The organism is Polynucleobacter sp. JS-Safj-400b-B2 (assembly GCF_018881975.1).
In the GTDB taxonomy this organism is placed as follows: Bacteria; Pseudomonadota; Gammaproteobacteria; order Burkholderiales; family Burkholderiaceae; genus Polynucleobacter.
On the sequence record NZ_JACVPJ010000002.1, the window covers coordinates 259044 to 270745 of the forward strand.

Here is an 11702-nt window from a genome sequence, read left to right on the forward strand (position 1 = left end):
AAAACAGGCGTTTACGGCACAATAGTTAAACTTTACACCCAACCATTAACCTAAGAACCCTCATGAGCCGTTTCTGGAGCCCTGTTGTTCAAACCCTAACCCCCTATGTTCCCGGGGAGCAACCGCAAATGCAGCGGCTGGTCAAACTCAACACCAATGAAAGTCCTTATGGCCCATCGTCAAAGGCACTTGCTGCAATTGAAGCTCAGAATACTGAGGATTTACGCCTTTATCCCGACCCAGAAGGCACAGCCCTTAAGCAAGCTATCGCTAAATTACACGGCTTAGACCCAAAACAGGTCTTTTTGGGTAATGGTTCAGATGAAGTCTTGGCTCACGTCTTTGCTGGATTGCTCAAACAAAGTGAACCAGTTCATTTTCCAGATATCACCTACAGTTTTTATCCCGTGTACTGCAAGCTTTTTGGAATTGATTACAAAACCATTCCATTGGGTGAAAAGTTTGAGATCAATACTGCTGACTACAAAGTGCCTAATGGTGGAATTATTTTCCCCAACCCAAACGCGCCAACAGGTAGATCAATCCCCCGTTCAGATATTGAAGCCTTACTATTGCGCAATAAAGATTCTGTAGTGGTCATTGATGAGGCTTATGTAGATTATGGAACGCAATCTTGTATTCCACTCTTGTGTGGTGATGACTGCCCCGAAAATCTCCTAGTTGTCCATACGCTTTCTAAATCTCGCGCCCTAGCTGGTCTGCGTGTTGGTTTTGCCGTTGGTCATCCAGATTTAATCGAGGGCTTGGAGCGAGTTAAAAATAGTTTCAATTCTTATCCACTAGGGCGCCTTGCTCAAGCCGGTGCTATTGCGGCGATTGAGGATCAAGCGCATCTTGAAGAAACCTCTGCCAAGGTAATGCAAACTCGCACAAAGATGGTTGAGCAACTCGGGGCATTAGGATTTGAAACCCTACCTTCAACTGCAAACTTTATTTTCACGCGTCACCCAAAGCATGCTGGAGCTAAGCTCTATCAAGCTTTACGTGACAGAGGCATCATCGTTCGTCACTTTAAATCTGCACGCATAGAAGAGTTCTTGCGGATAACAATTGGCACGGATGAGCAAAGCAACGAACTTATCACTGCTTTAAGAGAAATTCTGAATTAAGTTTTTTGGGCTTACTTTTTGAGGCGCATCTCAGCTGCGCGAGCGTGGGCTTGCAAGCCCTCACCGTGAGCCAACGTGCTAGCAACTGCGCCCAAAGTTTGTGCGCCAGCCTCACTGACTTCAATCATGCTAGAGCGCTTAATAAAATCATATACACCTAGTGGCGAAGAAAAACGTGCAGTACGCGCAGTTGGCAATACGTGATTGGGGCCAGCGCAATAGTCACCCAGTGATTCACTAGTGTAGTTACCCATAAAGATAGCGCCAGCGTGTCGAATTTGATCTGCCCACTTACGAGGCTCAGCAGCGCAAATCTCCAAGTGCTCAGCAGCAATTGCATTAGCAATCTCACATGCTTCCGACATGTCTTTTACTTGAATCAATAAGGCGCGGTTTGTGAGCGAAACTTCAATTACTTTTGCTCTTGGCATTTCTGGGAGAAGCTTATTGATGCTGGACTGGACTTGCTCAATAAATGCAGCATCAGGACAAAGCATGATGGACTGGGCTTGTTCATCATGCTCAGCTTGGGAGAACAAATCCATTGCAACCCAATCTGGATTACTAGATCCGTCACAAAGCACCAAAATTTCAGAAGGGCCAGCGATCATATCAATACCCACAATGCCAAATACCCTGCGCTTAGCGGCGGCCACATAAGCATTCCCTGGCCCAACAATTTTGTCGACTGATGGAATTGTTTTAGTGCCGTAAGCTAAAGCACCAACTGCCTGAGCGCCGCCGATCGTAAAGACGCGGTCAACACCAGCAAGATATGCCGCCGCCAAGACCAGTGGGTTACGTGCACCATCCGGAGTGGGCACCACCATAACGACTTCAGCGACACCAGCCACTTTTGCAGGAATGGCATTCATCAATACGGATGAAGGGTAAGCCGCCTTGCCTCCAGGCACATAAATACCAACACGATCTAATGGAGTTACTTTTTGACCTAATCGTGTTCCATCCTTTTCCTCATACTCCCAAGAATGGCAACCCGCTTCAATCTTTTGCTGCTCGTGATAAGCGCGCACTCTTTGCGCAGCAATATCTAAAGCATTTTTTTGTTCTGCAGATAAAGAGTTGTAAGCAAGTTCTAAATCTTTGCGAGGCACCTCTAATTCGGAGACGCTTGCAACATTCAAGCGATCGAACTGTTTTGTAAATCCTAGAACCGCTTCATCGCCTTGGGCTTTTACTGCTGCCAAAATCTTAAGCACTGCAGCATCAATAGCCTCATCATCAGCGGTAGGCAATGAAAGGCTAGCCAACAGAATTTCTCTGAAGCCGGCATCTTTACTATTGAGACGCTTAACGTTAATTTGTGCAGACATTAATGAAGACTTTTCGCTAGATACTGATTACTTCAGCAACTCAAAAATAGGTTGTAGCTGTGCACGCTTACGCTTGTACGAAGCCTGGTTCACTACCAAGCGAGCGCTGATATCTGCAATGGGTTCAACCTCAACCAAACCATTTGCTTTTAATGTATTTCCTGTAGACACCAAATCCACAATAGCGTCTGCTAAGCCTACCAAAGGGGCTAGCTCCATAGAGCCATAAAGCTGGATCGTATCGATATGAACGCCTTTATTAGCAAAGTGCTCACGCGCGCAGTTGACATACTTGGTGGCGACTTTTAAACGAGATCCCTGCTTTACTGCCGCAGCGTAATCAAACCCCTCACGAACAGCAACAGACATGCGGCACTTTGCAATATCTAAGTCATAAGGTACATACAATCCATCAGCACCTTTTTCCATCAGAACATCCAATCCAGCCACTCCAAAATCAGCACCGCCAAATTGCACATAAGTTGGTACATCAGATGCGCGAACAATAATGAGGCGAACGTCCGGATTGGAGGTCTCAATAATGAGTTTGCGTGACTTCTCGGGATCTTCCAACGGCACAATGCCTACCTTGGACAAGATCTCTGCGGTTTCTTCGAAGATACGCCCTTTGGAGAGCGCTAAAGTCAATTTCATGGACTAATTATCCATCAGCCTTACTTTATGCGCTCAATATTGGCGCCCAAGAGGGTTAACTTATGTTCCATGCGGTCATAACCGCGATCCAAATGGTAAATCCGGTCTACCTGGGTTTCGCCCTGAGCAGCCAATCCAGCAATCACCAAGCTGGCTGAGGCACGTAGATCGGTAGCCATCACAATTGCGCCAGAAAGTTTTTCTACTCCCTGAGCAATTGCAGTATTGCCTTCAATGGCAATATCTGCACCCAAACGATTGAGCTCTTGTACGTGCATAAAACGATTTTCAAAAATCGTTTCGGTAATGGTTGAGTTACCCGATGCAATTGCATTTACAGTCATGAGCTGCGCCTGCATATCGGTTGGAAAAGCAGGGTATTCAGAGGTACGGAAATTGACCGCTTTTGGACGACCCCGCATAGAGGCTTTAATCCAATCAGGTCCGATCTCCATTTGAAGGCCGGCTTCTTTTAACTTCACGATGACTGCATCTAAAGTATCTGGACGGCAATGTTTTACCGTGATCTCACCGCCAGTAGCGGCAACCGCGCACAAGAATGTGCCTGCTTCAATACGATCCGCAATGACTGAGTGCTCAGCGCCATGAAGCTTTTCTACACCTTCAATCACCAAGCGATCACTTCCGATCCCAGATATTTTTGCGCCCATCTTTACCAGCAGTTCAGCTAAATCACCAACCTCAGGTTCGCGCGCTGCGTTTTCTAAAATAGTAGTACCGGACGCTAAAGTAGCAGCCATCAACAAATTCTCAGTGCCGGTTACGGTAATCATGTCAGTCAAGATAGAGGCGCCCTTCAATCGATCAGATTGAGGCTCGGTTTCTGCTTGAATATAGCCACTCTTAATCTTGATGCTAGCCCCCATCGCCTTTAGGCCTTTAATGTGCTGATCTACAGGGCGCGCGCCAATAGCGCAACCGCCAGGCAAGGAAACTTTAGCGCTATGCATTCTGGCTAAGAGTGGGCCAAGCACTAGGATCGAAGCACGCATGGTCTTGACCATTTCATAAGTAGCTTCTGAGCTTTTGATTACAGCTGCGCTCAACACCATATGACTGCGATCGCTTGCATTGGGAAAATCTACCGTCACGCCAATTTCTTGTAAAAGCTTGAGCATGGTTCGCACATCTTGCAAGTCAGGAACGTTACGCAATACGACTGGTTGATCGGTCAATAGACATGCACACAGAATTGGCAAAGCAGCATTTTTAGCACCAGCAATGACTACCTCCCCATTAAGAGGAGAGCCGCCAACCATTCGTAATTTATCCATGAAACGATTCCAGTAAAAGCTTAGTTATTAATATTCAGTAGGTAATGCGTAAAGAGTAATAGGGTAAATTTTTACGCTGCTGAATTCTGCGTAAACTCTTCAGGGGTAAATGCCTTAATTGACAGGGCATGTACTTCCGCCTTCATACGATCGCCCATTGCGCTGTATACCAATTGGTGACGTTGTATCAAACGCTTACCTTCAAACTCAGGGCTCACAATCGTTGCAAAAAAATGCTGGCCATCGCCTTCAACCTGAATATGGGTGCAGTTGATGCCTTGCTTGATATAGCCTTCAATTTGTTCTGGGGTGGGTAGCATTTCTTCTCCTAATAAAACCAGGGTGTAAACAATTAATAACGGAGCTTATAGCCCTTTTGCAGCAGCCGTAGAGCAATCACTGACACCACTATAAAAAAGCAAAACACAATTGCCAGGCTACCCCAAGGAGAGTTATCAGAAACCCCAAAGAACCCATAACGGAAGCCATCAATCATGTAAAAGAAAGGATTGAAGTGCGACACCACCTGCCATGCGGGTGGCAAAGAGTGAATGGAATAGAAGACGCCCGACAACATTGTGGCGGGCATGATGATGAAGTTTTGAAAAGCCGCTAACTGGTCGTATTTATCTGCCCAGATGCCAGCAATTAAACCAAGACTTCCTAAGATCGCAGCACCTAAGAATGCAAATACCAAAATCCACAATGGATATTCCAGGGTGGGCGTGGCAAACCAGATCGTGATTAACAGCACCCCTAATCCCACAACAATGCCCCGAAATACAGCAGCCAAAATATAAGCAGAGTAAAACTCGAAATGACTTAATGGGGCTAGTAAAACAAAGACTAAGTTACCGGTAACTTTTGACTGAATTAGAGAAGAAGAGGTATTTGCAAATGCGTTTTGCAAAACACTCATCATCACAAGGCCCGGGATTAAAAAGGCTGTATAACTAAAGCGCCCATAGACTTCCCTGCCCTCAAGCACATGTCCAAAGATCATGAGATAGAGCACGGCCGTAAGAACTGGTGCAGCCACCGTCTGAAAAGCGACCTTATAGAAGCGCTTTACTTCCTTGAACAATAGCGTTGGGAAACCGCTGCCATATTCCAAAGCAGGTCTATTCAACCCGTTCTTCATTGGGCACCCCCAGACATGATGTTGACAAAGACTTCTTCTAAATCAGTTTTACCTTCGCCATCTTTTTTGACGGATCCATAACGACTCAGTAAATTAGCAGTGGTATCAAGCGCCACAATCTTGCCTTGTTTGAGCATGGCAATACGTTGACATAGAGCTTCAGCCTCTTCCAGGTAATGGGTAGTCAGAACAATCGTATGGCCATCTTGATTTAATCGACTGATAAATTGCCATAAAGATTGGCGCAACTCAACATCAACTCCAGCAGTAGGCTCATCTAAAATAATGACTGGTGGTCTATGAACTAAAGCTTGAGCAACGAGTACCCGACGCTTCATGCCTCCAGATAAAGAGCGCATATTACTATCGGCTTTGGAAGTGAGATCAAGATTAGCCATGATCTCCTCTACCCATGCATCGTTATTTTTAATTCCAAAGTAACCAGACTGAAAACGTAAAGTCTCACGCACAGTAAAAAACGGGTCAAAGACTAGCTCTTGCGGAACTACGCCAAGCATGCGCCGCGCTTCGCGAAATCCCGTTTGAACATCGGCGCCCATAATGGCTGCATGACCATGACTAGGCCTCACCAGGCCAGCCAGAATAGAAATCAAAGTAGTTTTGCCAGCGCCATTTGGGCCTAACAAACCAAAAAATTCTCCAGGTTCAATCGTGAGAGATACCTCATCTAAAGCTTGGAGCGCTCCGTACTGCTTAGATATATTTTGAATAGATATTGCAGGGTGCATTGCCATTACAAACCTAGCAATGCAGCAACACCATAAACGCTGGCCAATACTTTCAACTTTTCTGGTGCCCGCTCTATGGAAATGGATTGTCCCTCGGACTTGAGCTTTTTCTGCCACGCTAACAATACGGTCAATACCGTGGAATCAAAGTCTTTTAATGCTGAGCAGTCTATCGAGCGCAAGTTTGGGATATTCAATAAGCCCTCTTTTTGTAACTGCAAAGCATTTGCTTGCGTTACCATTTTTGGCAAAAGAAAAGGCATGATTTGGACGCTTAACAATTAATTGGCGGGCTTAGCGCTGGCCAACTGCTTATTACGATCTTGAAGGAATTTCACAAGGCCTTCAATGCCGTTTTGGCTGATTTGATTGGAGAACTGGTTGCGGTAAGCCTCAACCAACCAAACACCCATGATGTTCATATCGTAGACTTTCCAACCATTGGTCGTTTTCTCTAAACGGTAGTCCAAAGGAACTGGATCGCCACGACCAAGCACCACTGTCTTCACAACGACTTCTTTATCGTCTGGAGCGGCGCGCAGAGCCTTAAATTGCACAGTCTGATCGCGCAATTGGCTTAAGGCTCCGGAATAGGTACGAATCAGCAGATTCTTAAACTCGGATGTCAGTTGAGCCTGCTGCTCAGGTGTTGCCTTTTTCCAATTAGGGCCCATTGCCATTTCTGTAGTGCGGCGCATATCGGTATAGGGAACAATTTTCTTTTCGACTAAATCCACGATCTTTGGAATATTGCCTTTTTGAATATCTGGATCAGCCTTAACTGTTGTCATTACCTCAGTCACCACCATCTTAATTAAGGCATCTGGAGGTGTTGATTGGTCAGGAGTTTGAGCTAAAACAGTACCGGATGCGAGCATTAGGGCTGCAAAGGTATAGCTGAAGATTTTTTTAAAGCTTTTCATATTTCCGCCCGCCATCTTTATTGATATTGACACCCATTTTAGTCGCTTCACACTATATTGCTGGCTTACTTAGCTTATTGGTATGGATTCTCGTAAGCCGGCATGAGAGGCTCTTCATCATCTCGGCCCTCATTAATTTGATACGCCCGTCTCTGAATATACGCATCTCGCATAAAACTGTACTTATCAATTGCAGCGCCATCGAGCAAATCGCCAGCTTCATAGTAAGTATTTCGGGCATTGACCACGCGCAAACCAGTAATACTATTTCGCAGACCAATGTCCTTCACAAAGCTAAATAGGTAGTCAGACTCCAAGTCAGCCACTGTGCCAAAAGTGTCGCGCACATTACTTGGACCAAAAAATGGCAGAACTACATAAGGACCCGAGGGCACACCCCAAACCCCTAAAGTTTGACCCCAATCCTCTTTGTGTTTTTCAAGCCCGCCAGGTGTTGCTAAATCAATAAGACCACCCAGTCCCATAGTCGTATTGACCACTACCCGCATAAGATCATTAAAGGCATCGCCTGGCTTGCCTTGTAGTAAGTTGTAAAGGGCAGTGTAGATGTCGTTGTAGTTACTAAAGATGTTATAAATTCCATCGCGCACAAACTCAGGTAATACAAAGCGATAGCCAGCCACTACCGGCTTTAATACATACGCATCTAAGCCTTCGTTAAATTCAAATACTGAACGGTTAAATGGCTCCCAAGGATCCTGAGGGGAGCGCTCTGTACCAGCAGGAATAGATGCACAGCCAACCATAGTGGCAATCAAGCCAAACAAGAAAGCTGTCTTGATTTTGCGCAGAATGAACAAGGTCATTTTGCTGCGCCCTTTTCTTGGCCGCTGTCTGCTGCTTTGTTGTAAAGAAACTGGCTAATCAAATTCTCTAAAACGATAGCTGATTGCGTCTGCGAGATCTTTTCACCATTGGTCAACATATCATCAGAACCGCCAGCCTCAAGACCAATATATTGCTCACCTAGTAAGCCCGACGTCAAAATCTTTGCTGAAGAATCCTTTGGAAACTTATACGAGTCTTCAATGGTCATTACCACTGTTGCTTGATAAGTCTTGTCATCGAAAGAAATATTGGCAATTCTGCCCACAACCACGCCTGCACTTTTAACGGGTGCACGAGGCTTCAAACCGCCGATATTGTCAAAGCGTGCAGAAATTTTGTATGTCGGCGCGAACGACACTGCATTCATATTGCCAACCTTCAGCGCAAGAAAGAGGGCTGCCAGCAAACCAATGGCAACGAAAATTCCTACCCAGACGTCAATTGCACTTTTTCTCATAAGAGCCCCAGTTTATTCTTTCTAATTTGAGAACATCATCGCGGTTAGCAAGAAATCCAATGCTAGAACCGATAAAGAAGAAATCACCACCGTACGGGTAGTTGCTTGCGAAACACCTTCTGGCGTAGGTTTAGATTCATAACCCTGGTAAAGAGCAATAAACGTAACTGCCACACCAAACACCATGCTTTTAATTAAGCCGTTGCCAATATCGGAGAACAAATCGACTCCGCCCTGCATCTGGGACCAAAAGGCGCCAGAATCGACCCCAATGAGGGGTACACCTACCAAATAACCACCCAGAACACCAACGGCTGTAAATATAGTGGCCAAAATTGGCATCGAAATAATGCCCGCCCAAAGCCGGGGGGCAATCACACGGCCTAAGGGATCAACCGCCATCATTTCCATTGCAGTCAATTGTTCGCCAGCCTTCATCAAACCAATCTCAGCCGTTAATGAGGTACCTGCTCTACCAGCAAACAATAAAGCGGTAATGACAGGCCCCAACTCTCGAGTTAAGGAGAGGGCAACCAATAAACCAAGTGCCTGCTCTGAACCATAACGATTTAAGGTGTAGTAACCCTGCAAACCTAAAACGAAGCCAACAAATAATCCTGAAACGGCAATGATGATAAAAGAGTGGTTGCCGACAAATAAAATTTGATCAATTACCAAGCGTGGTCTCTTGAGCAAGAATCCCGAGCGCATGATCACGGCTACAAACATCCGAGCAGCCAAGCCAAGACTACTCAAATTGCGACGTACAAAAAATCCAAGGTCTCCAAAAAGATTTATAAGTTTAGTCATGAATTACTCATACCAAAGTCTTCCGCCAAACTGATTCCTGGATAATGGAAAGGCACAGGGCCATCGGGCGCAGCATCTAAAAACTGTCTAACGAAAGGATCTGTGGAGCGGCTTAACTCCTCAGGAGTGCCTTCTGCCCCAATCCGACCATTCGCAATAAAGTAGACATAATCTGCGATTGCAAAAGTCTCTTCAACATCGTGAGTAACCAATAAACTCGTGGCTCCCAGGGCATTATTGAGATCCCGAATTAAGCGCGCTGTAATACCAAGAGAGATAGGATCAAGGCCAGCAAATGGCTCGTCATACATGATCAGTGGTGGATCTAATGCAATCGCTCTAGCGAGAGCAACACGTCTTGCCATGCCACCAGAAATCTGCGAAGGCATTAAATCGCGTGCGCCGCGCAAACCCACTGCATTCAGTTTCATCAATACTAGTGAACGCAATAATTCTTCACTAAGGTCAGTATGTTCACGCAAAGGGAAAGCAACGTTTTCAAAAACACTGAGGTCAGTAAATAAAGCGCCGAATTGAAAAAGCATCCCCATGCGACGACGAGCAGCCATTAACGCAGCACCGCTCATCTTGCCGATATCTTGACCTTCAAAAAGAACTTGCCCCGACTGTGCGGTGTATTGACCGCCAATCAAACGAAGGATAGTAGTCTTGCCACAGCCCGAGCCACCCATTACAGCAACTACTTGCCCACGTCGAAACTCCATATTGAGTCCCGACAAAATCTGCCGCTCACCTGGAGCATAGGAAAAGTTGACGTCTTTAATAGAGACGATAACTTCACCTATAGCTTGTTTGCTTACATCCAAGGAGTTTGGCTGGCCACTGTTCATATTCTCGACATTATCGAGGTAAAACAGAAGACCCCATTAAATACTCGTCTACTGAACGGGCACATTGACGGCCTTCACGAATTGCCCAAACTACCAAAGACTGTCCGCGACGCATATCACCCGCTGCAAACACCTTAGGAACGTTAGTTTGATAGGCATTTTGACCATCTTCTGTTGCTTTTGCATTGCCGCGAGCATCTTTCTCAACACCAAATGCATTCAGAACCTGCTGAACTGGAGACACAAAACCCATTGCTAAAAGCACTAAATCTGCCTTGATTTCAAATTCAGAATTTGGCACCTCTGCCATCTTGTCGTCTTTCCACTCTAAACGAACACCAATCAATTTCTCGACTTTGCCGTTTTTGCCTTCAAAACGCTTTGTTCCAACAGACCAGTCGCGCTCACAACCTTCTTCATGCGATGAAGAGGTGCGCAGCTTTGTTGGCCAATATGGCCACACCAAAGGGGTGTTCTCAACTGCTGGAGGCTGAGGGAGTAATTCAAACTGGGTAATCTTGGTTGCACCGTGACGATTTGAAGTTCCAACACAATCTGAACCTGTGTCACCACCACCGATAACGACTACATGCTTATCTGTTGCGCGAATTTCATTTTTAAAGTCGCCTGCGTTCTCTTTATTCTGAGGAATCAAAAACTCCAATGCATAGTGCACGCCTGCTAATTCACGGCCTGGTACTGGCAAATCACGTGGTTGCTCTGCACCGCCGGTGATGACTACTGCATCAAAATCTTTCATCAACTGCTCAGGAGAAACCGTTTTGTTGGAGTAATTCTTTACTTCCGCACCAATCGCTTCTTTACCAACAAAAACGCCTGTCTCAAATTTAACGCCTTCAGCTTGCATCTGCTCTACACGGCGGTCAATTAACCACTTTTCCATTTTGAAATCAGGAATGCCGTAACGCAGTAATCCACCTACGCGATCATTCTTTTCAAACACGGTTACATCATGACCAACGCGCGCTAATTGCTGCGCAGCTGCCATACCCGCTGGGCCGCCACCCACTACTGCTACTTTTTTACCAGTCTTCGTTTTAGGTTGTTGTGGTTTAACCCAACCATTTTCCCAGCCCTTATCAATAATGGCATGCTCAATCGATTTAATACCGACCGCAGTGCTATTAATTCCCAATGTACAAGCAGCCTCGCAAGGCGCTGGACAAATACGGCCCGTAAACTCTGGGAAGTTGTTGGTTGATTGCAAAACATCCAATGCATTCTTCCAGTCATTATGAAATACCAAGTCATTGAAGTCAGGAATGATGTTGTTCACTGGGCAGCCGTTATTGCAGAACGGGATGCCGCAGTCCATACAACGCGCGCCCTGAACTTTAGCTTCTTCGTCAGTTAAAGCGGCAACAAATTCTTTGTAGTGATGGAGGCGTTTAACCGGCGCTTCGTACGTTTCACCAACGCGCTCAAACTCCATAAATCCAGTGACCTTACCCATATCGAATCCTTAGTATCTTTTCTTAATGTCTTTAT

Annotated in this window: 14 protein-coding genes; 1 reads left to right on the plus strand and 13 read right to left on the minus strand. The window is 45.7% G+C overall.

Annotated features, from left to right (window positions below; translation table 11 throughout):
• Positions 1 to 62 precede the first annotated feature (62 nt).
• On the plus strand, positions 63 to 1130 hold the full coding sequence (gene hisC, locus ICN48_RS03265; protein WP_216152314.1) for a histidinol-phosphate transaminase: 1068 nt from the start codon (positions 63 to 65) through the stop codon (positions 1128 to 1130).
• Between the two features lie 11 nt (positions 1131 to 1141).
• Here the strand turns inward: hisC and hisD are convergent, their stop codons facing one another.
• From hisD to ICN48_RS03330, 13 genes are all read right to left on the minus strand, one after another.
• On the minus strand, positions 1142 to 2464 hold the full coding sequence (gene hisD / locus ICN48_RS03270; protein ID WP_216152315.1) for a histidinol dehydrogenase: 1323 nt from the start codon (positions 2462 to 2464) through the stop codon (positions 1142 to 1144).
• Between the two features lie 27 nt (positions 2465 to 2491).
• The gene (hisG, locus tag ICN48_RS03275) at positions 2492 to 3118 is read right to left on the minus strand and encodes an ATP phosphoribosyltransferase (protein ID WP_216152316.1); all 627 of its coding nucleotides are present in this window, start codon (positions 3116 to 3118) and stop codon (positions 2492 to 2494) included.
• A 20-nt stretch (positions 3119 to 3138) separates the two neighbouring features.
• Positions 3139 to 4413, minus strand: a complete 1275-nt coding sequence (gene murA, locus ICN48_RS03280; protein WP_216152317.1) for a UDP-N-acetylglucosamine 1-carboxyvinyltransferase — start codon at positions 4411 to 4413, stop codon at positions 3139 to 3141.
• Between the two features lie 71 nt (positions 4414 to 4484).
• The gene (locus ICN48_RS03285; RefSeq protein WP_216152318.1) at positions 4485 to 4733 is read right to left on the minus strand and encodes a BolA family protein; all 249 of its coding nucleotides are present in this window, start codon (positions 4731 to 4733) and stop codon (positions 4485 to 4487) included.
• A gap of 32 nt (positions 4734 to 4765) precedes the next feature.
• Entirely contained in the window at positions 4766 to 5554 is a 789-nt protein-coding gene (locus tag ICN48_RS03290; protein ID WP_216152319.1) for an ABC transporter permease, read from the minus strand.
• Positions 5551 to 6303, minus strand: a complete 753-nt coding sequence (locus ICN48_RS03295; protein WP_216152394.1) for an ABC transporter ATP-binding protein — start codon at positions 6301 to 6303, stop codon at positions 5551 to 5553. Before ICN48_RS03295 ends, ICN48_RS03290 begins: the two co-directional genes overlap by 4 nt.
• A gap of 5 nt (positions 6304 to 6308) precedes the next feature.
• Positions 6309 to 6566: a lipid asymmetry maintenance protein MlaB gene (locus tag ICN48_RS03300; protein WP_216152320.1), complete on the minus strand. Its 258-nt coding sequence runs from the start codon at positions 6564 to 6566 to the stop codon at positions 6309 to 6311.
• 18 nt (positions 6567 to 6584) lie between these two features.
• On the minus strand, positions 6585 to 7226 hold the full coding sequence (locus ICN48_RS03305; protein WP_216152321.1) for a phospholipid-binding protein MlaC: 642 nt from the start codon (positions 7224 to 7226) through the stop codon (positions 6585 to 6587).
• A gap of 74 nt (positions 7227 to 7300) precedes the next feature.
• A complete protein-coding gene (locus ICN48_RS03310; protein WP_216152322.1) occupies positions 7301 to 8053 on the minus strand; it encodes a VacJ family lipoprotein in 753 nt (250 codons plus the stop codon).
• Positions 8050 to 8532: an outer membrane lipid asymmetry maintenance protein MlaD gene (gene mlaD, locus ICN48_RS03315; protein WP_215360632.1), complete on the minus strand. Its 483-nt coding sequence runs from the start codon at positions 8530 to 8532 to the stop codon at positions 8050 to 8052. Before mlaD ends, ICN48_RS03310 begins: the two co-directional genes overlap by 4 nt.
• Before the next feature lie 21 nt (positions 8533 to 8553).
• A complete protein-coding gene (mlaE, locus tag ICN48_RS03320) occupies positions 8554 to 9342 on the minus strand; it encodes a lipid asymmetry maintenance ABC transporter permease subunit MlaE (RefSeq protein ID WP_216152323.1) in 789 nt (262 codons plus the stop codon).
• Complete coding sequence (locus tag ICN48_RS03325; protein WP_216152324.1) at positions 9339 to 10193, minus strand: ABC transporter ATP-binding protein; 855 nt, start codon at positions 10191 to 10193, stop codon at positions 9339 to 9341. Before ICN48_RS03325 ends, mlaE begins: the two co-directional genes overlap by 4 nt.
• Positions 10194 to 10203: 10 nt before the next feature.
• Positions 10204 to 11667: a glutamate synthase subunit beta gene (locus tag ICN48_RS03330; RefSeq protein ID WP_216152325.1), complete on the minus strand. Its 1464-nt coding sequence runs from the start codon at positions 11665 to 11667 to the stop codon at positions 10204 to 10206.
• Between the last annotated feature and the right edge of the window lie 35 nt (positions 11668 to 11702).

Bases quoted from the DNA above. Each gene is read 5' to 3' on its own strand.
- hisC (WP_216152314.1), top strand. From the start codon at position 63: ATGAGCCGTTTCTGGAGCCCTGTTGTTCAAACCCTAACCCCCTATGTT.
- hisD (WP_216152315.1), bottom strand. From the start codon at position 2,464: ATGTCTGCACAAATTAACGTTAAGCGTCTCAATAGTAAAGATGCCGGC.
- hisG (WP_216152316.1), bottom strand. From the start codon at position 3,118: ATGAAATTGACTTTAGCGCTCTCCAAAGGGCGTATCTTCGAAGAAACC.
- murA (WP_216152317.1), bottom strand. From the start codon at position 4,413: ATGGATAAATTACGAATGGTTGGCGGCTCTCCTCTTAATGGGGAGGTA.
- ICN48_RS03285 (WP_216152318.1), bottom strand. From the start codon at position 4,733: ATGCTACCCACCCCAGAACAAATTGAAGGCTATATCAAGCAAGGCATC.
- ICN48_RS03290 (WP_216152319.1), bottom strand. From the start codon at position 5,554: ATGAAGAACGGGTTGAATAGACCTGCTTTGGAATATGGCAGCGGTTTC.
- ICN48_RS03295 (WP_216152394.1), bottom strand. From the start codon at position 6,303: ATGCACCCTGCAATATCTATTCAAAATATATCTAAGCAGTACGGAGCG.
- ICN48_RS03300 (WP_216152320.1), bottom strand. From the start codon at position 6,566: ATGCCTTTTCTTTTGCCAAAAATGGTAACGCAAGCAAATGCTTTGCAG.
- ICN48_RS03305 (WP_216152321.1), bottom strand. From the start codon at position 7,226: ATGAAAAGCTTTAAAAAAATCTTCAGCTATACCTTTGCAGCCCTAATG.
- ICN48_RS03310 (WP_216152322.1), bottom strand. From the start codon at position 8,053: ATGACCTTGTTCATTCTGCGCAAAATCAAGACAGCTTTCTTGTTTGGC.
- mlaD (WP_215360632.1), bottom strand. From the start codon at position 8,532: ATGAGAAAAAGTGCAATTGACGTCTGGGTAGGAATTTTCGTTGCCATT.
- mlaE (WP_216152323.1), bottom strand. From the start codon at position 9,342: ATGACTAAACTTATAAATCTTTTTGGAGACCTTGGATTTTTTGTACGT.
- ICN48_RS03325 (WP_216152324.1), bottom strand. From the start codon at position 10,193: ATGAACAGTGGCCAGCCAAACTCCTTGGATGTAAGCAAACAAGCTATA.
- ICN48_RS03330 (WP_216152325.1), bottom strand. From the start codon at position 11,667: ATGGGTAAGGTCACTGGATTTATGGAGTTTGAGCGCGTTGGTGAAACG.